This window comes from Comamonas sp. GW821-FHT11H03 (assembly GCF_058807955.1).
Genome location: NZ_JBXARF010000006.1, coordinates 195045 through 218112, shown reverse-complemented (window position 1 = coordinate 218112; position 23068 = coordinate 195045). Strand labels below are relative to the sequence as shown.

At 62.1% G+C, this 23068-nt stretch carries 19 protein-coding genes; 16 read left to right on the top strand and 3 right to left on the bottom strand.

What is annotated here, in order from left to right:
• The first annotated feature begins 1 nt into the window (after nucleotide 1).
• The 11 genes from lpxD to kdoO all read left to right on the top strand — a co-directional run bounded on the left by lpxD (nucleotide 2) and on the right by kdoO (nucleotide 11982).
• Nucleotides 2-1003, top strand: a complete 1002-nt coding sequence (gene lpxD, locus AC1RTQ_RS15270; protein ID WP_302089913.1) for a UDP-3-O-(3-hydroxymyristoyl)glucosamine N-acyltransferase — start codon at nucleotides 2-4, stop codon at nucleotides 1001-1003.
• Entirely contained in the window at nucleotides 1003-1443 is a 441-nt protein-coding gene (fabZ, locus tag AC1RTQ_RS15265) for a 3-hydroxyacyl-ACP dehydratase FabZ (RefSeq protein ID WP_003053425.1), read from the top strand. Before lpxD ends, fabZ begins: the two co-directional genes overlap by 1 nt.
• Before the next feature lie 15 nt (nucleotides 1444-1458).
• Nucleotides 1459-2247, top strand: coding sequence for an acyl-ACP--UDP-N-acetylglucosamine O-acyltransferase (lpxA, locus tag AC1RTQ_RS15260; RefSeq protein ID WP_492876943.1), 789 nt, complete (start codon nucleotides 1459-1461; stop codon nucleotides 2245-2247).
• Between the two features lie 50 nt (nucleotides 2248-2297).
• Nucleotides 2298-3494, top strand: coding sequence for a lipid-A-disaccharide synthase (gene lpxB, locus AC1RTQ_RS15255; protein WP_302089915.1), 1197 nt, complete (start codon nucleotides 2298-2300; stop codon nucleotides 3492-3494).
• Nucleotides 3457-4188, top strand: coding sequence for a ribonuclease HII (rnhB, locus tag AC1RTQ_RS15250; protein WP_492876941.1), 732 nt, complete (start codon nucleotides 3457-3459; stop codon nucleotides 4186-4188). Before lpxB ends, rnhB begins: the two co-directional genes overlap by 38 nt.
• 216 nt (nucleotides 4189-4404) lie before the next feature.
• Nucleotides 4405-5196: a TrmH family RNA methyltransferase gene (locus AC1RTQ_RS15245; RefSeq protein ID WP_492876939.1), complete on the top strand. Its 792-nt coding sequence runs from the start codon at nucleotides 4405-4407 to the stop codon at nucleotides 5194-5196.
• A gap of 172 nt (nucleotides 5197-5368) precedes the next feature.
• Entirely contained in the window at nucleotides 5369-6541 is a 1173-nt protein-coding gene (carA, locus tag AC1RTQ_RS15240) for a glutamine-hydrolyzing carbamoyl-phosphate synthase small subunit (protein WP_492876937.1), read from the top strand.
• Nucleotides 6534-9785, top strand: coding sequence for a carbamoyl-phosphate synthase large subunit (carB, locus tag AC1RTQ_RS15235; protein ID WP_304350669.1), 3252 nt, complete (start codon nucleotides 6534-6536; stop codon nucleotides 9783-9785). Before carA ends, carB begins: the two co-directional genes overlap by 8 nt.
• Nucleotides 9786-10005: 220 nt before the next feature.
• Complete coding sequence (gene greA / locus AC1RTQ_RS15230) at nucleotides 10006-10482, top strand: transcription elongation factor GreA (protein ID WP_302089921.1); 477 nt, start codon at nucleotides 10006-10008, stop codon at nucleotides 10480-10482.
• A gap of 149 nt (nucleotides 10483-10631) precedes the next feature.
• Nucleotides 10632-11051: a DUF4149 domain-containing protein gene (locus AC1RTQ_RS15225; RefSeq protein ID WP_304350687.1), complete on the top strand. Its 420-nt coding sequence runs from the start codon at nucleotides 10632-10634 to the stop codon at nucleotides 11049-11051.
• A 46-nt stretch (nucleotides 11052-11097) separates the two neighbouring features.
• On the top strand, nucleotides 11098-11982 hold the full coding sequence (kdoO, locus tag AC1RTQ_RS15220) for a Kdo hydroxylase KdoO (RefSeq protein WP_492876934.1): 885 nt from the start codon (nucleotides 11098-11100) through the stop codon (nucleotides 11980-11982).
• Nucleotides 11983-12089: 107 nt separating this feature from the next.
• Here the strand turns inward: kdoO and AC1RTQ_RS15215 are convergent, their stop codons facing one another.
• Both AC1RTQ_RS15215 and AC1RTQ_RS15210 read right to left on the bottom strand, forming a co-directional pair.
• Nucleotides 12090-12848 (bottom strand): glycosyltransferase, encoded by a 759-nt coding sequence (locus tag AC1RTQ_RS15215; protein WP_302089923.1) that lies wholly within the window; start codon nucleotides 12846-12848, stop codon nucleotides 12090-12092.
• Between the two features lie 62 nt (nucleotides 12849-12910).
• The gene (locus AC1RTQ_RS15210; RefSeq protein WP_492876931.1) at nucleotides 12911-13381 is read right to left on the bottom strand and encodes a YhbY family RNA-binding protein; all 471 of its coding nucleotides are present in this window, start codon (nucleotides 13379-13381) and stop codon (nucleotides 12911-12913) included.
• A 32-nt stretch (nucleotides 13382-13413) separates the two neighbouring features.
• Between AC1RTQ_RS15210 and AC1RTQ_RS15205 the strand changes: the two genes are divergently transcribed.
• The 5 genes from AC1RTQ_RS15205 (at nucleotide 13414) to ppk1 (ending at nucleotide 21075) form a co-directional block, all read left to right on the top strand.
• Nucleotides 13414-14076 (top strand): RlmE family RNA methyltransferase, encoded by a 663-nt coding sequence (locus AC1RTQ_RS15205; protein WP_304350671.1) that lies wholly within the window; start codon nucleotides 13414-13416, stop codon nucleotides 14074-14076.
• 246 nt (nucleotides 14077-14322) lie between these two features.
• A complete protein-coding gene (gene ftsH, locus AC1RTQ_RS15200) occupies nucleotides 14323-16245 on the top strand; it encodes an ATP-dependent zinc metalloprotease FtsH (protein ID WP_492876929.1) in 1923 nt (640 codons plus the stop codon).
• Nucleotides 16246-16316: 71 nt separating this feature from the next.
• On the top strand, nucleotides 16317-17165 hold the full coding sequence (gene folP / locus AC1RTQ_RS15195) for a dihydropteroate synthase (RefSeq protein ID WP_492876927.1): 849 nt from the start codon (nucleotides 16317-16319) through the stop codon (nucleotides 17163-17165).
• Nucleotides 17166-17202: 37 nt separating this feature from the next.
• Nucleotides 17203-18537, top strand: coding sequence for a phosphoglucosamine mutase (gene glmM / locus AC1RTQ_RS15190; RefSeq protein WP_304350673.1), 1335 nt, complete (start codon nucleotides 17203-17205; stop codon nucleotides 18535-18537).
• A gap of 471 nt (nucleotides 18538-19008) precedes the next feature.
• Nucleotides 19009-21075, top strand: a complete 2067-nt coding sequence (gene ppk1, locus AC1RTQ_RS15185; RefSeq protein ID WP_492876925.1) for a polyphosphate kinase 1 — start codon at nucleotides 19009-19011, stop codon at nucleotides 21073-21075.
• Between the two features lie 174 nt (nucleotides 21076-21249).
• Here ppk1 and AC1RTQ_RS15180 read toward each other — a convergent pair whose 3' ends face one another.
• Complete coding sequence (locus AC1RTQ_RS15180; protein WP_492876923.1) at nucleotides 21250-22731, bottom strand: Ppx/GppA phosphatase family protein; 1482 nt, start codon at nucleotides 22729-22731, stop codon at nucleotides 21250-21252.
• Nucleotides 22732-23068: the final 337 nt, after the last annotated feature.

The following is a 23068-nucleotide window of genomic DNA, read 5'->3' as shown; positions in this document are numbered from 1 at the left end:
TGTGAGCGTTCTATTGGGACAGATTCTCGATGCGCTCGGTGGAGAACTGGTCGGTGGCGAGCGCGAGATGCCTATCTCGCGCATCGCTCCACTGGACTCTGCGGGTCACGGTGATCTGAGCTTTTTAAGCAATCCCCGCTATCGCCAGCAACTGGCCGCCTCACAGGCGGCCTGTGTCATTGTGGCGCCGACGATGCGTGATGAAGCCGCGCAGCGTGGCGCCTGCATTGTCACGGGCGATCCTTATGCCTATTTCGCACGTGCCACCCAGTGGTGGAAGGCGCACCAGCAGGGCGGCAGGCCGCGTGGCATCCATGCGAGTGCGGTGGTGGATGCCACGGCCCAGGTGCATGAAAGCGCCTATGTGGGGCCGCAATGCGTGGTGGAGGCTGGCGCGATCATCGGTGCCGATACGGTGCTGAAATCGCGTGTCTCCATCGGCCAGGGCTGTGCGCTGGGCGAGCGCTGCATTCTGCATCCCGGTGTGGTCATCGGTGCCGACGGCTTCGGCTTCGCGCCCTCGGCGGGCCAATGGGAAAAGATCGAGCAACTGGGGGGCGTGCGCATCGGCAACGATGTGGAAATCGGCGCCAACACCTGCGTGGATCGTGGGGCACTTGATGACACCGTCATTGAAGACGGCGTCAAGATCGATAATCTGGTGCAGATTGCCCACAATGTGCACATTGGTGCGCATACGGTGATTGCCGGCAATACCGGCATTGCCGGCAGTGCGCGCATCGGCAAGCGCTGCCAGATTGGTGGAGCCGCCAATATTCTGGGGCATTTGACGATTGCGGACGGTACGGTGATTTCGCCGACGTCCATGGTCACTCGTTCCTTGCCCAAGGCAGGTTTTTATACAGGCATCTTTCCGTTGCAAGAGAACGAGCAATGGGAAAAGAACGCTGCAACCTTCAGGCAGTTGTACACGCTCCGCGAGCGGGTCAAGAAGCTTGAACAAGCGCTGGCTGAGGGCCGGCAAAGCAACAACGGAAATTGATGATGGATATTCAAGAAATTCTCAAGCAACTGCCTCACCGCTACCCTTTTCTTCTGGTGGACCGGGTGCTTGAGCTTGAGCGCAACACGCGCATCAAGGCGATCAAGAACGTCACGTTCAACGAGCCGTTCTTCACCGGTCACTTCCCCGGTCGTCCCGTCATGCCCGGCGTGCTGATTCTTGAAGCTCTGGCTCAGGCAGCCGGCTTGCTGGCCTTCGACGCCATGGGCCAGGTGCCCGATGAAAACAATATCTACTATTTCGTGGGCATCGACTCGGCTCGCTTCAAGCGCCCCGTGGTGCCGGGAGACCAGCTGGCTCTGGAGATCACCATCGACCGCGTGCGCGGCGGAATCTGGAAGTTCAACGCCGTCGCCAGCGTGGATGGCGAAGTGGCCGCTGAAGCCCAGCTGATGTGCACCATGCGTCACGTGGGATAAGCGTTGATGGCGGCTGTGAGCTTGATTCATCCCACCGCCGTGGTGGACCCTGCGGCCCAGCTTGACACCTCGGTGTCGGTGGGGCCGTATGCGGTTATCGGTCCCAGGGTGCGCATTGGCGCCGGCAGCAAGGTGGGCGCGCATTGCGTGATCGAAGGCGACACCACCATTGGTGAAGACAACCACATCTTCCAGTTCGCGTCGCTGGGTGCGCAGCCCCAGGACAAGAAGTACGCGGGCGAGCACACGCGTCTGGTGATCGGCGATCGCAACACGGTGCGCGAGTTCTGTACCTTCAACACGGGCACCACGCAGGATCGCGGCGAGACGACCATCGGCAATGACAACTGGATCATGGCCTATGTGCATATCGCGCATGACTGCATCATTGGCAACCAGACCACGCTGGCCAACAACACCACGCTGGCAGGCCATGTGCATGTCGGCGACTGGGTGACCATTGGCGGGCTGACCGGTGTGCTGCAGCGCATGCGTATAGGCGCTCATGCCATGGTGGGCTTTCAGGCCCATGTGAACAAGGATGTGCCGCCCTTCATGACGGTGGACGGCAATCCGCTGGCCGCGCGCAGCGTGAATCTGATCGGTCTCAAGCGTCGTGGTTTCTCGGACGCGCGCATTGCCGCCGTGCGCGAGATGCACAAGCTGCTGTACCGCCAGGGTCTGACGCTGGAGCATGCCGTTGCGGCCATGAATGCGATCAAGTCGGCAACGCCTGAAGCCGTGCAGGACGTGGACTTCATGCAGTCCTTTCTGGCTTCGGCAAGCAACGGCATTACACGTTGATAGCAGCTCGCGCTGTCCCTATCTGAGTTTGAGACGTGAATAGCTCTGAAATGCCCGATAAGCAAACGCAAGTAGCTGCAGATTCAATAGCACCCAGCATCGCCATGGTGGCCGGCGAGGCCTCGGGCGATCTGCTGGCTTCGCTGCTGCTGGACGGTCTTCGTCAGCGCTGGCCCGATGCGAGCTCCATGGGGATCGGCGGCGACAGAATGCAGGAGCGCGGCTTTGACGCCTGGTGGCAGTCAGAGCGCCTTGCCGTGCACGGCTACAGCTGGGAAGTGCTGGCGCGCGTGGCCGAGCTGCTCGGTATTCGCAAAAAGCTGCGTCAGCGCCTGATTGCGCATCCGCCCTCGGTGTTTGTGGGTGTGGATGCGCCGGACTTCAACCTGGGGCTGGAAACCAGCTTGCGCGAAGCCGGCATCAAGACCGTGCACTTTGTCTGTCCTTCGATCTGGGCCTGGCGTGCCGATCGCGTGGAGAAAATCCGCCGCGCGGCCGACCATGTGCTGTGCATCTTCCCGTTCGAGCCCGAGCTGCTGGCCCAGCATGGCATCGAGGCCACCTACGTCGGTCATCCGCTGGCGCAGGTGATTCCGCTGCATCCCGATAAAGCTGCCGCGCGTGCGCGCCTGGGTCTGGCCGAAGAGGGCCTGGTGCTGGCCTTGCTGCCCGGCAGCCGCCGCTCCGAGGTGCGCTACATTGCCTCAGGCTTTTTCAAGGCGGCAGCGCTGGTCCGCAAGGCATTGCCGCAGACCCGCATCGTCGTGCCTGCCGTGCCCTCGCTCTACGAGGAAGTGCAGCGCATTGCGGCCGAGGCCGGCATGCAGGACCGCTGCCTGATCGTCAAGGGTCAGTCCCACGATGTGCTGGCGGCCTGCGACTGCACACTGATTGCCAGCGGCACCGCCACGCTGGAGGCCGCGCTCTACAAGCGTCCCATGGTCATCAGCTACAGCATGCACCCCTGGAGCTGGCGCCTCATGAAGCGCAAGCAGCTCCAGCCCTGGGTGGGGCTGCCCAATATTTTATGCGGCGATTTTGTCGTGCCCGAGCTGCTGCAGGATGCGGCTACGCCCGAGGCACTGGCTCAGGCCGCGCTGGGCTGGCTCAGGGCCAGCCAGGATTCTCCTGCCACCATTGAAGCGCTGGTTGAGCGCTTCACCGCGCTACATCACGAACTGCGCCGCGACACTGCCGAACTGGCTGCCCATGCGATCCAAAAAATCATTGCCACTCCCGCTGCTTGAGCAAGGCTGCCTGCCCTGGCATCCGCCCGGGCTGGTCGCCGGGGTGGATGAGGCAGGGCGCGGCCCGCTGGCCGGCCCGGTGGTGGCGGCCGCCGTCATCCTGGACGACATGAAGCCGATTGCCGGGCTGAACGACTCCAAGAAGCTCACGGCCAATCGCCGCGAGGTGCTCTACGACGAAATCCGCGCCAAGGCGCTGTGCTTTTGCATAGCGCAGGCCTCGGTGCAGGAGATCGACGAGATCAACATCCTCAAGGCAACGCTGCTGGCCATGCGCCGCGCGGTGATGGGCTTGCGCCTCAAGCCCGTGCTGGTGCTGGTGGACGGCAACCAGCTGCCGCAGATCGATGTGCAGGCCGAGGCCATCGTCAAGGGAGACTCGCTGGTGCAGGCCATTTCGGCGGCTTCCATCTTGGCCAAGGTCACGCGCGACCGCTGGTGTGAGCGCCTTGACGTCCAGTATCCGCAGTACGGCTTTGCGGGCCACAAGGGCTACGGCACGGCCGCACATCTGCAGGCCTTGCGCGCCCATGGTGCGACGGCCGAGCATCGGCGCTCCTTTGCGCCCGTGGCCCAGGTGCTGCAGGCAGGTCAGGTGTGCGCGGGCGGCACGGCCCAGCCCGTGCTCTGCGAGACCGGACTCTCGGGGGTGACCTCGAACCTGCTGATGTCGCAGGCATCGCTCTACGTCTGATGCGCGGCTGATCGATATTGTCTGCATTCCCGAGTGCGGCACAGGGCCGCCTCGGGCGTTCTATCTTCTTTGGGACTTGCGCAAACAAGAACGCCACAACGGCCTGCCTTCTGAGGCAGTCGCCCGGCCTGAACCCGTTTTGCGTAAGTCGTGTTCTTGTTTCAAGCTCGGCCAGGCGCTTGCATGCCGGGTTTTTGTTTTTTCTCAGAGGTCGACATGGCTGCACGCCCCCAGGTCACGGACATTCATTCGCGCGACAACGCTTTCGTCAAAGAACTGCGCCGTCTGTCCCAGGACAGCACGGCCTATCGCAAACAGGGGCAGGTCTGGCTTGAAGGCGATCATCTTTGCCGTGCGGCCCTGGTGCGGGGTCTGAAACCAAAGGTTGCTGTTTTTGCACAGTCTTTCTGGCCCCAGGCGCCCGAAGAGTGGGTGCAGGCCGCCAGCAAGGTCGTGGTGCTGGCAGATGTCTTGTTCGACGAGATCAGTGCTCTGGAGTCTCCTGCCCGCATGGGCTATGTGATGGACTGGGATGCGGGTGTGCAGGTGCAGCCGGGCGTTGCCACCGTGGTGCTGGACCGCGTGCAGGATGCCGGCAATGTGGGCAGCATCCTGCGCAGCGCGTCGGCCTTCGGTTTCACCCAGATCGTGGCGCTCAAGGGCACGGCCGCGCTGTGGAGCCAGAAGGTGCTTCGCGCCGGAATGGGTGCTCACTTCGGGCTGCATCTGGTTGAGGCGGCATCGGTCGAGGATGTGCAAGGCCTGCAAGTGCCCCTGGTCGTGACCAGCTCCCATCAGGGGACATTGATTCATGAGGCCGATCTGCCCTGGCCCTGTGCCTGGGCCATGGGCCATGAAGGGCAGGGCGTGGGCGATGCGCTGATGGAGATGGCGAGCCACCGCATCAGCATTGCGCAGCCTGGAGGTGAGGAGTCACTCAATGTGGCTGCCGCAGCCGCGATCTGCCTGCATGCGAGCAGCCTAAGCATGCTACGCCGCAGAGGGTAATCCCGGGGCGCTTCAAAGGGGTGAAGCGGACAGAGCCTATAATGGGCGGCTTTCAAGCATTCCTTCATACGCCTAGCGACGCTTCCTCGCCATTCCCTGCAGACACAAATGTCCCCGCACACATGCCGGGGCTTCGTTGGGCGTAACCGTAATTAAAAAACCGGAGAACCCAGTGCTTTTGTCTCTCAAGGGAAATTTCCCATCCGCCATTCTGGCGCTCGCAGACGGCACGGTCTTTATTGGCAACTCGATTGGTGCGCAAGGCACCACTGTTGGCGAAGTCGTTTTCAACACTTCGCTGACCGGCTACCAGGAAATCCTCACCGACCCCAGCTATTGCCAGCAGATCGTGACGCTCACGTATCCGCACATTGGCAACTACGGTGTCAATCCTGAAGACGTCGAAGCTGACAAGATCCATGCCGCAGGTCTCATCATCAAGAACCTGCCTTTGCTGGCCAGCAACTTCCGAAGCACCCAGACGCTGTCCGAGTACCTGAGCGAAGGTAAGACCGTCGCCATTGCCAACATCGACACCCGCAAGCTCACGCGACTGCTGCGTGATCAAGGCGCGCAGAACGGCGCCATTGTGGGTCTGGCCGCTGGTGAAGAAGTCACCCAGGCCAGGATCGACGAGGCCATCGCCGCCGCCAAGGCCGCCCCCAGCATGAAGGGGCTGGATCTGGCCAAGGTCGTGTCCACCGACAAGTCCTACCCATGGACCGAGGCCGAGTGGAAGCTGGGCCAAGGCTACGGCAAGCTCGAATCGCCCAGGTTCAAGGTCGTGGCCTACGACTTCGGCGTGAAGAAGAACATTCTGCGCATGCTGGCCGAGCGCGGTTGCGACGTGACCGTGGTGCCCGCCCAGACGCCCGCCAAGGATGTGCTGGCCCTGAACCCGGACGGCGTGTTCCTTTCCAACGGCCCTGGCGATCCAGAGCCTTGCGACTACGCGATTGCCGCTGCGCAAGAGATCATGGCCGCCAAGAAGCCTCTGTTCGGCATCTGCCTGGGTCATCAGATCATGGCTCTGGCCTCCGGCGCCAAGACCTTCAAGATGCAAAACAGCCACCACGGCGCCAACCACCCTGTCAAGGACCTGGACTCCGGCCGCGTCAGCATCACCAGCCAGAACCACGGTTTTGCGGTGGAGCTGGAGTCGCTGCCCGCCAATGCCCGCGCCACGCACATCAGCCTGTTCGACGGCACGTTGCAAGGCCTGGAGCGCACCGATGTGCCTGCCTTCTGCTTCCAGGGTCACCCCGAAGCATCGCCCGGCCCCAACGATATCGGCTATCTGTTTGACCGCTTCACAGCGCTGATGGAGAAACACAAAAATGCCTAAGCGCAACGACCTTAAAAGCATTCTGATCATTGGCGCCGGTCCCATCGTGATCGGTCAGGCCTGCGAGTTTGACTACTCCGGCGTGCAGGCCTGCAAGGCCCTGCGCGAAGAGGGTTACAAGGTCATCCTGATCAACAGCAACCCTGCCACGATCATGACCGACCCGGCCACCGCCGACGTCACCTACATCGAGCCCATCACCTGGCAGACGGTCGAGAAGATCATCGCCAAGGAGCGTCCCGATGCCATCCTGCCCACCATGGGTGGCCAGACTGCGCTGAACTGCGCGCTGGATCTGTGGAAGAACGGCGTGCTGGACAAGTACAAGGTCGAGCTGATCGGCGCCAAGCCCGAAGCCATTGACAAGGCCGAAGACCGTCTGAAGTTCAAGGACGCCATGACCAAGATCGGTCTGGGCTCCGCGCGCTCCGGCATCGCCCACTCGATGGACGAAGCCTGGGCCGTGCAAAAGCAGATGGGTTTTCCCACCGTCATTCGCCCCAGCTTCACGCTGGGCGGCACGGGCGGCGGCATTGCCTACAACCCCGAAGAATTCGAAACCATCTGCAAGCGCGGTCTGGAGGCTTCGCCTACCAACGAGCTGCTGATCGAGGAATCTCTGCTGGGCTGGAAAGAGTACGAGATGGAAGTGGTGCGCGACACCGCTGACAACTGCATCATCGTCTGCTCCATCGAAAACCTGGACCCCATGGGCGTGCACACCGGTGACTCCATCACCGTGGCGCCGGCCCAGACACTGACCGACAAGGAATACCAGATCATGCGTAACGCATCTCTGGCCGTCCTGCGCGAAATCGGTGTGGACACGGGTGGCTCCAACGTGCAGTTCTCGGTGAATCCCAAGGACGGTCGCATGATCGTCATCGAGATGAATCCACGCGTCTCGCGTTCCTCGGCACTGGCCTCCAAGGCCACGGGCTTCCCCATCGCCAAGATCGCGGCCAAGCTGGCCGTGGGCTTCACGCTGGACGAGCTCAAGAACGAAATCACCGGTGGCGCAACCCCCGCGTCGTTCGAGCCTTCGATCGACTACGTGGTCACCAAGATCCCGCGTTTTGCGTTCGAAAAGTTCCCTGCTGCCGACAACCGCCTGACCACGCAGATGAAGTCCGTGGGTGAAGTGATGGCCATCGGCCGTACCTTCCAGGAGTCCTTCCAGAAGGCCTTGCGCGGCCTGGAAGTGGGCGTGGACGGCATGAACGAAAAGACCCAGGATCGCGAAATCCTGGAAAAGGAACTGGGCGAGCCCGGTCCCGACCGCATCTGGTATGTGGGTGACGCTTTCGCTGCCGGCTGGTCGCTGGACGAGGTGCACAACATCACCAAGATCGACAAGTGGTTCCTGGTGCAGATCGAAGAGATCGTCAAGATCGAACTCGAGCTGGACGAGCTCTACGAAGCCAAGGGCGAAGGCGCTCTGGCGGCTCTGGATGCGCAGACCCTGCGCAGCCTCAAGCAAAAGGGCTTCTCGGACCGCCGCCTGGCCAAGCTGCTGCACACCAGCGACAAGGCCGTGCGCGAAGCGCGCAAGGCGCTGAAGGTGCGTCCTGTGTTCAAGCGCGTGGACACCTGCGCTGCCGAGTTCGCTTCCAACACCGCATACATGTACTCCACGTATGACGAAGAGTGCGAAGCAGCTCCCACGGACAAGAAGAAGATCATGGTGCTGGGCGGTGGCCCCAACCGTATCGGCCAGGGCATCGAGTTCGACTATTGCTGCGTGCACGCCGCCATGGCCATGCGCGAAGATGGTTACGAAACCATCATGGTCAACTGCAACCCCGAGACCGTGTCCACCGACTACGACACTTCCGATCGCCTGTACTTCGAGCCCCTGACGCTGGAAGACGTGCTGGAAATCGTGGACGTGGAGCAGCCCGAAGGCGTGATCGTGCAGTACGGCGGCCAGACGCCTCTGAAGCTGGCCCTGGGCCTGGAGCGCGAAGGCGTGAAGATCATCGGCACCACGCCCGACATGATCGATGCCGCCGAGGACCGCGAGCGCTTCCAGAAGCTGCTCAACGAACTGGGTCTGCGTCAGCCTCCCAACGCCACTGCGCGTACCGAAGCCGAAGCCCTGGAAAAGGCTGCCGGCCTGGGTTATCCCCTGGTGGTGCGTCCTTCCTATGTGCTGGGCGGCCGTGCCATGGAAATCGTGCACGAGCAGCGCGACCTCGAGCGCTACATGCGCGAAGCCGTGAAGGTCTCCAACGACTCTCCCGTGCTGCTGGACCACTTCCTGTCCAACGCCATCGAGTGCGACGTCGATTGCGTGCGTGACAAGACCGGTGCCGTGTACATCGGCGGCGTGATGGAGCACATCGAGCAAGCCGGCGTTCACTCCGGTGACTCCGCCTGCTCGCTGCCTCCTTACTACCTGAAGGCCGAAACCGTCGCTGAAATCAAGCGCCAGACCGCAGCCATGGCCGAAGGCCTGCATGTGGTGGGCCTGATGAACGTGCAGTTCGCCATCAAGGAGGCGGACGGCCAGGACGTGATCTACGTTCTGGAAGTGAACCCCCGTGCCTCGCGCACCGTGCCTTTCGTCTCCAAGGCCACCGGCGTGCAGCTGGCCAAGGTGGCTGCGCGCTGCATGGCCGGCCAGACTCTGGCCGAGCAGGGCATCACCAAGGAAGTCACACCGCCTTACTTCAGCGTCAAGGAAGCCGTGTTCCCGTTCGTGAAATTCCCCGGTGTGGACACCATTCTCGGCCCCGAGATGAAGTCCACCGGTGAAGTCATGGGTGTGGGCAAGACCTTTGGCGAAGCCTTTGTGAAGAGCCAGATGGGCGCCGGCGTGCACCTGCCTGCCGAAGGCAAGGTCTTCCTGTCGGTGAAGAACAACGACAAGACCCGTGCCGTGGCCGTGGCCAAGGAACTGGTTGCCATGGGCTACAGCCTGTGCGCCACACGCGGCACGGCTGCGGCGATTGCCGAGGCCGGTGTCGAGGTGCAGACCGTGAACAAGGTGACCGAGGGCCGCCCCCACATCGTGGACACGATCAAGAACGGCGAAATCGCCCTGGTCATCAACACCGTGGAAGAGCGTCGCAACGCCATCGCCGACTCGCGCCAGATCCGTACCAGCGCGCTGCTGGCACGCGTGACCACCTTTACCACCATCTTCGGCGCGGAAGCGGCCGTCGAAGGCATGAAGGCCATGCGCGGCAGTCTGGACGTGCACTCGGTGCAAGAGCTGCATGCCATGCTGACCAAGGCCTGAAAAGCCTGACGCCCGAAGCAGCCCGTAAAGGCTGCCGGGTTTTTACCGGATTTGTGCCGCAGCAAACACGGCATAATCTGCGGTAATGTATTTGAACCGCCGCGCGGCAACGTGCGGCGGTTTGCTTTTGGGGCACAGGCCCCTGTTTGACGTTGTCACTCAGGACTGTGCGAGAGGTGCCGCGCTGGGCGCGGCGTTTGCTGAATTTGGAGACTCGATCATGGCCACCATCCCAATCACCAAGCGCGGAGCAGAAAAGCTCAAGGTGGAACTGCAACGCCTGAAGACTGTGGATCGTCCCGCGGTCATTCAAGCCATTGCAGAGGCCCGTGCTCAGGGTGACTTGAGCGAAAACGCCGAATACGAATCTGCGAAGGAGCAGCAGGGCTTCATCGAAGGCCGCATCATCGAGGTCGAAGGCAAGCTGTCCGCAGCGCAGGTCATTGACCCGACCGAGCTGGATGCCGGCGGCCGTGTGGTGTTTGGTGCGACCGTGGATCTGGAAGATGAAGACAGCGGCTCGGCCGTGACCTACCAGATCGTGGGCGAGGACGAGGCTGACCTCAAGCACGGCCTGATCAATGTGTCCAGCCCCATTGCGCGCGCCTTGATCGGCAAGGAAGAGGGCGATACCGCCGTGGTGCAGGCACCGGGCGGCGAGCGTCGCTACGAGATCGTAGGCATAAAGTACATCTGATCACCCCTGAGGCGCTGCGCGCCTTCCCCTCTCTGTACGCACTTCGCGCTGCGGGAGGGGACGATGCCCTTGCCTGGGCGGCCCCGCCGCGAGGCAGCTCTTGCCCGGCATCTCTGGTTTGCGCTCTGCCATGCTGAAATTTCACCATGATGTTTGAACGCTTGCCTGTTTTTTTTGCGGCTCTGTGGTGGGGCAGTCTGAGTGCCATCGGCTTTGTGGCCGTGCCCATGCTGTTTGCCCATCTGCCCACGCCGGCTCTGGCGGGTTTCATGGCAGCCAAGCTGTTTGCGGCGCAGACCTGGATTTCCATAGCATGTTGCGCTCTTTTGCTGGTGCTTTCAAAGCGAAAACATGCTGAAAAGCTTGAGCAATGGGCGCAAGCAGCTATCGGTTTTGTGATCGCAGGCATGTTGCTGGCGCTGCTGGTGCAGTATGGCGTGTCGCCCAAGATTGTGGCGCGTGAGAACCTCAGGCTCTGGCACAGCGTGGGCACCGGCATGTATGCGCTGCAGTGGCTGTGCGCCGCCGTCGTGCTGTGGCGTGTGGCGGGTGCTCGCAAGCCGGCTTGATCCAGTGCAAGCCCGCTTCAGTTGCGGGGAGTACACTGCCGAAGCCATGGAATCTCAAATCGTAAAAATCGACGCGACCGACTGGAGCAACGTCCGGGGGCGCGATGAATGGACTGCTGCCGTCGAAGCCGGCAAGGTGCTGTATTTCCCCCAGCTGAGCTTTCAGCTCTCCGAGCAGGAAAAAACGCTGCTGCGCCCCGATGTGCGCGATCCCAAGACGCGCAATATCAGCCTCAATGTGGATGGCTCGATCAAGGGCGTGGCGGGCGACGAGGCCGTGCAGGCGCAGGTGGCGGCCATGGTCGGACGCTTTCGCGAGCAGGCCACGGCGCTGATCGCAGGCCTGTTTCCTGCCTATATGCCGGTGGTGCGCATGGCACCCACCAGCTACCGCCCTTCGCAGGTGGAAACGCGGGCGCAGTCCTGGCGTGCGGACGACAAGCGCATGCATGTGGATGCCTTTCCTTCGCGGCCCAACTATGGCGAGCGCATTTTGCGCGTCTTCACCAATGTCAACCCGGATGGCCAGCCCCGGGTCTGGCGAGTGGGCGAGCCGTTCACCGATGTGGCCAAGCGTTTTGTGCCGCGTGCCAAGCCCTACAGCGCCTGGCAGGCCAAGGCGCTGGAGCTGCTGCATGTGACCAAGTCCTATCGCAGCGAATACGACCATCTGATGCTGCAGCTTCATGACGGCATGAAGGGCGACCCCGACTATCAGAAAAATGCTCCCCAGGAGACCGTGCCTTTCGCGGCAGGCTCCACCTGGGTGTGCTTCTCCGATCAGGCAGTGCATGCCGTCATGTCGGGGCAGTACATGCTGGAGCAGACCTTGTTTCTGCCGCCAGGCAGCGAATACAACCCCGCAGCCAGCCCGCTGTCCATTCTCTCGCGCATGAAGGGGCATCCGCTGGTCGATGCCAGGTATCGCTGAGCCTGTTCGGCAGGTCAGCCGTGCGTTGAGGCAATCAGGCGGCCACAAAAAAGGCGTTGAACCTTGCGGTCAACGCCTTTTGTTTTTGCGGCTGCACCGGCAGCCAGTCAGCCCCAGGCCTTCTCGATCCACCTGGCGGGCTCGATATGGCGAAAGCGCTTGTTGCGACGGCCTTCCAGGGCATCGGGCGGGTTCACTTCGCCGTGGAAGATCACGATGCGCGCATCGGTCGGCGGCACCGGCTCCTTCCAGTAGTTGGTGGGCCAGGTCGGAATGCAGTAGTACTTGAAGCTGGGGCACCAGGCTGCAGGCCAGTAGTCAAGCTTGCCCTGCTTGTGCAGAAAGTGCGACAGGTACTCCTGCTCGTTGCGGTACTTGGCGCGCATCTCTTCCGTGTGCGCACGGAAATGCTCCAGCACATCGGCATGGGCACCCAGCTCGAAGCGGTAGACCGAAGAGTTGCCGACAATGCGCTCGCCAAAGCGCCAGAAACGCGGATAGTCGTGAATGATGCGGAAGTCGCCGGGCAGCGTGAAGAACTCGTCGAGGCTGCCCACAATCACCACATCCAGGTCCAGGAACAGCGCCTGACCCTTGAGACCGTGCAGGTCGCGCTCGAAGGTGGTGAGCTTCTTCCAGGCGCCGTCACGCTGGCCGGGGGCCAGATGAATGTTCAGGTCGGGGATGGGCAAGCACTCCACTTCGGAGCGAATCCCCTCTGTGCTGTCGGTCAGGCAGACAAAGCGAAAATCTCCGCTGAGATGGCGGCGCACCATGGCGTAGAGTCGGTTGACGTACTCCGGGCCGTATTTGGTGCCCCATTTCATGCAAAGAATGTGGCGTTGCTGCTGTGTGGTCTGAGCCATGGCTTGGTGGTCTAGGCGAAGAAAAAAGGCGGGTGGGCGGGCAGGCAGGGCGGATCGGCAGATCAGTCCTGACGGCCTTTCTTGACCGACTTCAGCTTGGGCTTGGCGCGCTTGATGGTGCCGCCGGCGGTCAGGCGCTGGTTGCCGAGCACGCGCAGCTGCTTGACTTCGGGCTTCTGGCCGGCGCGGCCGAACTTGAGCACCTTGACGTCGCGAGGACCGGGCATGCGGTCTTCATCAAAGGCCTTTTCCTTTTCGGGAATCGGGCGCCACAGCACCAGCAGCTTGCCGATGTGCTGGATGGGAGCGGCGTTCAGCTCGTCGCAAAGTTGTTGATAGATCTGCTCGCGGGCTGCACGGTCGTCGCCGAAAACGCGGACCTTGATCAGACCATGGGCATTGAGTGCGGCGTCCACTTCCTTTTGAACGGCAGTGGTCAGACCATCGCCACCGATGAGGACGACGGGGTCCAGATGGTGGGCTTCGGCGCGGTGTTCCCGGCGCTGTGCGGGAGTTAATTCAATTTGGGGCATACCCGTATTATCAAGGCTGCGAGAATTCAGGCATGAAAACGAAAACCAAAAGTAAGAAGGTCAATAAGAATTGGCTGCACGATCACATCAATGACCCGTATGTGAAAGCCGCACAAAAGGATGGCTATCGTGCCCGCGCGGCCTACAAGCTCAAGGAAATTGACGAGTCGCTCAAGCTGATTCAGCCCGGTCACACCGTGGTGGACCTGGGCTGCGCGCCCGGCGCCTGGAGTCAGTATGTGCGCCGTCGTCTCTCGCCCAGCGGTGCGGCTGCGGGCGAACTCAACGGCCGCATCATCTCGCTGGACCTGCTGCCCATGGAGCCCATCGAGGGCGTGCACTACATCCAGGGCGACTTTCGGGAAGAGTCGGTGCTGGCGCAGCTTGAAGAGGCCATGGGAGGCGGCAAGGCCGATGTGGTGGTCTCGGACATGGCGCCCAATCTGTCGGGCCATGGCGCCACTGACGGGGCGCGGGTTGCGGTGCTCATCGAGATGGCAGTCGATTTTGCGATCAACAACATGAAGCCCGAGGGCGCGCTGGTGGTCAAGTTGTTCCACGGCAGCGGCTATAACGAGCTGGTGGATCTGTTCAAGCAGACCTTCAAGGTGGTCAAGCCTATCAAGCCCAAGGCATCGCGCGACCGGTCTGCCGAGATTTTTCTCGTGGGAATGGGTCTCAAGCAGGGCTCTTGACGGAGTTGCCGGCCTGCATAGGGGCATTTGACCTCATGGTTTGCTGCGCCAAACCAGTGAAACTGATAGCGCAAAGCCTTGATAAAACACAGGCTTAGGGCCGATTGCCGGCAGGGCCATACCTTGCCTATGGCCGCTATAGGGGGAAATAGGCGTCCTTGGCGCTTGAAACACCTAAAATGAACCTCAACTAGGTCTGGAGTCCCCTCCGGGCCTTTACGTCTGAATATTCCATTGGAGCCCCGCTTGAACAATCAGTGGTTTTCAAAAGTCGCCGTCTGGCTGGTCATCGCCATGGTGCTGTTTACGGTGTTCAAACAGTTTGACACCCGAGGTGCTGGCGGTGCCTCTCATGTTGGCTACTCGGAATTCCTGGAGCAGGTGCGCAGCAACCGTATCAAGAGCGCCACTATTCAGGAAGGTGGCGGCGGTACCGAGGTCGTAGCCACCACCACCGATGATCGCAAGATCCGCACCACAGCCACCTACCTCGATCGCGGTCTGGTGGGCGACCTGATCAACAACAACGTCAAGTTCGACGTCAAGCCGCGTGAAGAAGGCTCGCTGCTCATGACGCTGCTCGTGAGCTGGGGCCCCATGCTGCTGTTGATCGGCGTATGGGTGTACTTCATGCGCCAGATGCAGGGCGGCGGCAAGGGCGGCGCCTTCAGCTTTGGCAAGTCCAAGGCGCGCATGCTCGACGAGAACAGCAATACCGTCACCTTTGCCGACGTGGCTGGTGCCGATGAAGCCAAGGAAGAGGTCAAGGAAGTCGTGGACTTCCTCAAGGACCCCAACAAATTCCAGAAGCTCGGCGGCCGCATCCCCCGTGGTCTGCTGCTGGTCGGCCCTCCCGGTACCGGCAAGACGCTGCTGGCCAAGTCCATCGCGGGCGAGGCCAAGGTGCCTTTCTTCTCGATCTCGGGTTCCGATTTCGTTGAAATGTTTGTCGGCGTGGGTGCAGCCCGCGTGCGCGACATGTTCGAGAACGCCAAGAAGAACGCTCCCTGCATCATCTTCATCGACGAAATCGACGCCGTCGGTCGTCAGCGTGGAGCTGGCATGGGCGGCGGCAACGACGAGCGTGAGCAGACTCTGAACCAGATGCTGGTCGAGATGGATGGTTTTGAGACCAACCTCGGCGTGATCGTGGTGGCGGCAACCAACCGTCCCGACATTCTTGACGCTGCCTTGCTGCGCCCCGGTCGCTTCGATCGTCAGGTCTATGTGACGCTGCCCGATATCCGTGGCCGCGAGCAGATTCTGAACGTGCACATGCGCAAGATTCCCGTGGGCCAGGACGTGAACCCCGCCATCATTGCGCGCGGCACGCCCGGCATGTCGGGTGCCGATCTGGCCAATCTCTGCAACGAAGCTGCGCTGATGGCGGCACGCCGCAATGCACGCACCGTGGAGATGCAGGACTTCGAGAAGGCCAAGGACAAGATCATCATGGGCCCCGAGCGCAAGTCCATGGTCATGCCAGAGGAAGAGCGCCGCAATACGGCCTACCATGAGGCGGGCCACGCCCTCATCGGCAAGCTGCTGCCCAAGTGCGATCCCGTGCACAAGGTCACCATCATCCCGCGCGGTCGTGCGCTGGGCGTGACCATGAGCCTGCCAGAGAAGGACCGCTACTCCTACGACAAGGAGTACATGCTCAACCAGATCGCCATGCTGTTTGGCGGACGTATCGCCGAAGAAGTGTTCATGAACCAGATGACAACTGGTGCGTCGAACGACTTCGAGCGTGCGACCCAGATCGCCCGCGACATGGTGACGCGCTACGGCATGAGCGATGCGCTGGGCACCATGGTCTACTCCGAGCAGGAGGGCGAGCCTTTCCTGGGCCGTACCTTCAGCCGAGGCTCCAACCTGTCCGAATCCACCATGCAGAAGGTGGATGACGAAGTGCGTCGCATCATCGACGAGCAATATGCGCTGGCGCGCAAGCTGATCGAAGACAACAGCGACAAGATGCACGCCATGGCCAAGGCCATGCTGGACTGGGAGACGATCGACTCCGAGCAGCTCAATGACATCATGGCCGGCAAGGAGCCTCGTCCTCCCAAGGACTGGACGCCTCGCAACCCCCCCTCATCGGATGGTGGCAATTCCTCGGGAGGCAATCCCGCATCGAATGCCGAGCCCTCGCCGACCACGGCTTGAGCGCCAAGCCTCCTACACAAAAGGTCCCTCAGGGGCCTTTTGTTTTTGCACTCTCAGATATCGGAAGATTTATGTCGCAACAGTGGCAGACCTCGCGTTTTCTCTTGCAGCTCGACAAGCCTCAGGTCATGGGCATTGTGAATGTGACCCCTGATTCCTTTTCGGACGGAGGCAGGCATGCCGGTGTATCTCAGGCCATGGCTCATGCGGAGCTGCTGCTGGAGCAAGGGGCGCATATTCTGGATATAGGTGGCGAGTCCACCAGGCCGGGCTCGCCCGCTGTGAGCCTCGAAGACGAGCTGGCTCGCGTTCTGCCCGTGCTGCGCGAAGCCGTCAAGCTCAACGTGCCCATCTCCATCGATACCTACAAGCCCGAAGTCATGGCCGCGTCGCTGGATCTGGGGGCCGATATCATCAACGACATCTGGGCGTTGCGCCAGCCCGGTGCCTTCGAGGTGGTGAGCAGGCACGCCAGCTGTGGCGTGTGCCTGATGCATATGCACAAGACCCCGCAAGACATGCACCTGGAGCATATGCAGGGCAATGCCGTGGCTCAAGTGCGGGACTTTCTGCTGCAGGTGACGCAGCCTTTGCTCGATGCGGGCGTTGCTCGCTCCCGCATAGCCTGGGATTACGGTATTGGTTTCGGCAAGAGCGTGGTACAAAATTTTGCCTTGCTTGCACATCAGTGTGAGCTGTTGGGCCTAGACTTCCCTTTGCTGGCAGGCTGGTCGCGCAAGGGCTCCCTGGGGCAGGTGAGCGGCCTGCCAGTGGATCAGCGCATGGTGCCCAGCGTCGCGGCGGCATTGCTGGCGGTCGAACGTGGGGCCAAAATTGTGCGTGTCCACGATGTGAGGGATACGGTGGCTGCGCTGGCAGTCTGGCAGGCAATGCATGATGCGCAAGCGCTGCAGGCCTGATGACAGGGTATTGAATCTGAAAAAGGACAACGAGAATATGGCACGACAGTACTTCGGCACCGACGGGATTCGCGGCACGGTGGGCAAGTCGCCCATTACGCCTGACTTCGCCCTGCGCTTGGCGCATGCCGTGGGACGCGTGTTGCGCCGCACGCAAGAGCGTCCTCTGGTGCTGATCGGCAAGGACACCCGCATCTCAGGCTACATGCTGGAGAGTGCGCTCGAGTCGGGCTTCAACTCTGCCGGTGTCGATGTCATGTTGCTTGGCCCCTTGCCGACACCGGGCGTGGCCTATCTGACGCGCGCCCAGCGCGCCAGCCTGGGGGTGGTCATCAGTGCCAGCCACAACCCGTTTTATGACAACGGCATCAAGTTCTTCAGTGCCGAGGGCACCAAGCTGTCGGATTCCTGGGAAGAGGATGTGGAAGACGCTCTCAAGGAGGACCCCGTCTGGGTGGATTCAGCCTCTTTGGGCAAGGCGCGACGTCTGGCCGATGCCGCCGGCCGCTATATCGAGTTCTGCAAAAGCACTTTCGATCACAGTCTGTCGTTGCGCGGCCTGAAGGTCGTCGTGGATGCGGCCCATGGCGCGGCCTATCAGATTGCTCCCAAGGTCTTTCACGAGCTGGGTGCCAATGTGGTGGAAATCGGCTGCTCCCCGGACGGCCTGAACATCAACGAGGGAGTTGGCGCGACCCATCCCGAAGCGCTGGTCAGGGCCGTGCGGGCCAACAATGCCGACTATGGCGTGGCGCTGGACGGCGATGCCGACCGCCTGCAGCTGGTCGATGCGCAAGGTCGCCTCTACAACGGCGACGAACTGCTCTATCTCATGGCGGCCGATCGCCTGGCTCGCGGCGACGTGGTCAGCGGGGTAGCGGGAACCCTGATGACCAATATGGCGGTGGAGCAAGCGCTCAAGGAGCAGGGCGTGGGCTTTGTCCGTGCCAAGGTGGGAGACCGCTATGTGCTGGAAGCGCTCAACGCCAAGGGCTGGCAGCTGGGCGGTGAAAGCTCGGGCCACCTGCTGGCGCTGGACAAGCATACGACCGGTGACGGCCTGGTCAGCGCACTGCAGGTGCTGCAGGCCTGCGTGCGCTCGAAGAAGACCATTGCCCAGTGGCTGGAGTCCGTGAAGCTGTTCCCTCAGGTCATGATCAATGTGCGCTTGCAGCCTGGCCAGGACTGGAAGAGCAACGCCAAGCTGCCTGGTGAGCAGGCAGCGGTCGAGAAGCTGCTGGGCAGCGACGGCCGTGTGCTGATCCGTCCCAGTGGGACCGAGCCCCTGGTGCGCGTCATGGTCGAGGCCAGGAGTGCAGACATGGCCAGCAACTGTGCCGAGCGTCTGGCCGAGGTGGTCAGGGCCAGCTGAAGTTGTGCAAACCCTGATGACTGTCATGAACCACGATGACAGTCATCTTTTGGTCATCTAATTGTCACAAACCATGGGCAGACTGCGGACATGCCCTCAGGGGCGCTTCAAGCTTTCGCAGGCTGCTGCCACATGTCCCAATCCGTACCTGGTTCCGACTCTTTTTTTTCCGCTTCCATCACTTCTTCTTCAGGGCAGGAACCGGCTGCAGTTTCCCCATTGACCTCGCAGACCGACAGTCAGGCGCATGAAGCGGGACCTGCGTCCCTGGGTCTGGCGCACATCTCGCTGGTGCCTCCAGTCACGACGGCGCTCGTCAGCTGCGCGAGCGAACCGGCTGCAGTTGCGCAAGCCGGGGCGGCCGGGCACCATGGTGTGCCCGGTGTCGTTTCTGACGCTGCGATACCGGTTTCTTCTGCCCCTGCTAAAGCGCCGCGCCGACGCCGAGCGGCGTCCAAGAACGAGGTAGTCATGCCGCCTGTGATCGAGCCGACTCTGGAGCTGCTGGACCGCGATCAAAGCATTCTGGTCTTCAATGAGCGTGTGCTGAGCTGGGCCGAGCGCGAAGATGTGCCGCTGCTCGAGCGCTTGCGCTATCTGTGCATCGTGTCCTCCAATCTCGACGAGTGGTTCGAGGTGCGCTGCGCCCCTCATGTCTCGGCCGCCAAGGTGGGCGACGAGCAGGGCACCTACTCGCGCGCCAGCTTCGAGCGGTTGATGACCACGGCCCACGGCCTGGTCGCCAAGCAGTACCAGCTCTACAACCAGGCCATCATTCCCGCGTTCGACAAGCATGCGATTCGCCTGGTCTCGCACGGCGAGCGCACCGTGGCGCAGCGCAAATGGGTGCGCGAGTACTTCATGCGCGAGGTGCAGCCCCTGCTGATGCCGGTGGGGCTGGATCCCTCGCACCCCTTCCCGCAGGTCGCCAACAAGGCCCTGAATTTCATCGTGCGTCTCAATGGCGTGGATGCCTTCGGGAGGGCCAATGAAGTGGCCATCGTCAAGGTGCCGCGTGTCTTGCCGCGCCTGATCCGCCTGCCCGAGAAGATCTCGGGCAAGCAAAAGCTGTTTGTCAGCATCTCCAGCGTGGTGCGCGCCCATCTGGCCGAGCTGTTCCCGGGCCGCGAGGTGTCCGAGTTCTCCCAGTTCCGCGTCACCCGCCACTCCGATCTGGCCGTGGACGAGGACGATGTGGTGGATCTGCGCATGGCCCTGCGCCAGGGCCTGCACCACCGCCATTACGGCCAGGCGGTGCGCCTGGAAGTGTCTTCCTCATGCTCGGTGGTGCTTTCGGACCTGCTGCTGGAGCAATACGGCCTGCCTGCCGAGGCGCTGTTCCGCGTCAAGGGGCCGGTCAATCTGGTGCGCCAGATGCAGCTGATCGATCTGGTCGACGACCCGGCCCTGCTGTTTCCCAAGTGGAAGCCGGCCTGGCCCACGCAGCTCGTGCCCGGCCGCTCCATCCTGGCGCAGATGCGCAAGAGCGACATCATCATCCACCAGCCCTTCGAGAGTTTCGATGGGGTGCTGGAGCTGCTGCGCGAGGCTGTGAACGATCCGCAGGTGCTGGCCATCAAGCAGACCATTTACCGCACGGGCATCGACTCCGAGATCATGAGCCTGCTGGCCGAGGCCGTGAGCCGCGGCAAGGAGGTGCTGGCCGTGCTGGAGCTCAAGGCGCGCTTTGACGAAGAGGCCAATATCAACTGGGCGGAAAAGCTGGAATCGCTGGGCGTGCAGGTGGTGTATGGCGTGGTCGGTCTCAAGACCCATGCCAAGATGCTGCTCATCACGCGCCGTGAAAAGCGCAACAACCAGCTCAAGCGCTATGCCCATCTCTCCACGGGCAACTACAACGCCCGCAGCGCACGTCTGTACACCGACATCAGCCAGCTGACCTGCGATGACGAGATCACGGCCGATATGGATGCGGTATTTCGCCACCTCTCCAGCCACAACACCATGCCCAAGCTGCAAAAGCTGGTCATGGCGCCGTTCCACTTGCAAAACCGCATGCTGGAGCTGATCGGCCTGGTGGCCGCCGCAGCGGCGCGGGGCGAGAGGGCGCGCATGGTGCTCAAGATGAATGCGCTGACCGATGAGCCCCTGATTCGCGCCCTGGTCGAGGCCGGCCGCAAGGGTGCGCAGATCGATCTCATCGTGCGCGGCTCCTGCATGCTGCCGGCACAGCGCCCGGGCGTGACGGACAATATCCGCGTGCGCTCCATCATCGGCCGTTTCCTGGAGCATTCGCGCGTCTTCTACTTTGCCTGGGGCCAGGAAGAAGAGCTGCTGCTGTCCAGTGCCGACTGGATGAATCGCAATATGCTCAGCCGTGTGGAGCTGGCCTGGCCGGTGCTGGACAAAAAGCTGCGCCAGCGCGTGATCGACGAGTGCCTGGTGGCCTATCTGGGCGACGACCGCGATGCCTGGACGCTGGACGCTTCGGGTGCTTACCAGAAGCCCGAGCGTCCCCTGGAGGGCAAGGGTGCCCAGCAGGCGCTGATGGTGCGCTACGGCGGCAATAGCCTCTGAGTTATCAAAAAAGGAGCTTATTGCGCTTGTTAGCAAAGGATTTCAGATACTTTTCATGCTGAGTTCTTTATCTGGCAAGCGCTTGCAGCTCTCTTTTTTAAGACCGAATGCCAAAAAGGGACTGCCTCGCAGTCCCTTTGTCTTTGCCATGCGGCGCCCGCATGGTCGGCTGTGTCAACGCAGCTGCAGCTTCAGGCTCCAGGGCGTCTTGCTCCAGGCCATGGCTTCCTCTTCGAGCAGGCGGGCGGACTGCGGGTAGGTCAGCATCCAGCCCGAAGGAGTGGAGAGCTTGCATTCCGAGCCCGAGCGCTTGATCTGTATGCCCTGCATGTCGGGGTCGCGACGGGTATGGCTCAGCTGCACGGCAATGCGCAGTGCCATCAGCGGCAGGGCCAGCTGCGGCTCCTCGATGGCGTCTTCCAGCTTGCGCAGCTTGCCCTGGTGACCGAGCACCAGCTGGCAGATGCGCTGGCGCAGCTCGGGCTCCCAGGTGGCCAGACCGCAATGCTCGACGATATAGGCGCCGTGGCGATGGTAGTCGCTCAGTGCCACGCGCATGCCCACCTCGTGCAGCTGCGCCGCAATGGCCAGGGCCTGGGTGCTCTGCGCAGCGGTTTCCCCGGGCAGGATTTGCCGGCACAGCTCGCAGGCGATGCGCTGCACGCGCTGGGCATGGGGGACGTCCACGCCGAAGTCCAGCTGCAGGGCGCCGACTTCCGCCGCTTCCTTGTCGGCAGGAGGCTCATGGTCCAGCAGGTCGTGCAAAGCTCCCTGGCGCAGTGCGCCCTGGGCGACTTCCAGCTCGGTAATGCCCAGCAGATCGACCACGGCCATCATCACGCTGATGCCGCCTGCGACCACGGGGCGGCGATCTTCCTTGAGGCCCGGCATGCGCAGGCGATCCACATGGCCGATGTCCAGCAGCATCTCGTAGAGGTGGCGCAGCTTGGCGGGCGTGATCACCTGTCCATCCAGGCCCTGTGCCGTGAGGGCATCGGCCACGGCATTGGCCGTGCCAGAAGAGGCATAGGCGCAGTCCCAGGCCGTGCCCGGGTAGGCGAACTGGGCCTGGGCCAGGCATTGCTTGGCCGCGGCAACGGCGGCCTGGAAGTTGGCCTTGTTCAATGCGCCATCGCTGAAGAAGCGGCTGCTCCAGGAGACGCTGCCCAGCGCGAACGACGCCACTTGCTGGGGCTGGCTGTGCTGGCCGATGATGATTTCGGTGGAGCGTCCGCCAATGTCGATGACCAGGCGCTTTTGCTGGCTGGGCGGCAGCGAGCTGGCCACGCCGCGATAGATGAGCCGGGCTTCCTCCTCGCCGGGGATGACTTCGATGGGAAAGCCCAGCAACTGGCTGCCACGCGTCACGAAGTCGTCGGCATTCAGGGCCTCGCGCAGGGTCTGGGTGGCGACGGCGCGCACATGTGTGGCATCGAAGCCCCTGAGGCGCTCGCCAAAGCGTGCCAGGCAGTCCCAGCCGCGTTCCATGGCTTCGCGCGAGAGTTCCTGGCGCGAGTTCAGGCCGTTGCCCTGGCGTACGGTTTCCTTGAGATATTCCACACGCTCGATGCGTTGATGCGAGCCGATGCGGCCTATTTCAAGGCGAAAACTATTGGAGCCAAGGTCTACGGCGGCAAGCAGCGATTCAGGAGCCATTTCTGAGCCAATCAATGCGTTGTTGTTATGCGGGTTGGGGCACGAGTGGAGCATGAGCGTGAGGGAGCTGACGACACATGCATCGGGCAGTGGAATATGCAATATGCGCCGTCATCGGGCTATCAGGGGGAAGAGTTCAGCCTCTGCCAAGTCAGGTATTTGCAGGTATTGCCGGCCCGGGCCGCCGCCGAGGGTGCTCACGCTGTGTGACAGACTATGTCATACATTGCCAGCGCCCGGCATCGGCCTTGCGACAAGCTGTTACCTGTGGTTTTACTCGGGGACCGAGTATGTAGGTCAAGGCTCAGCAGTTTGCGAATGAAATATGACACTCACA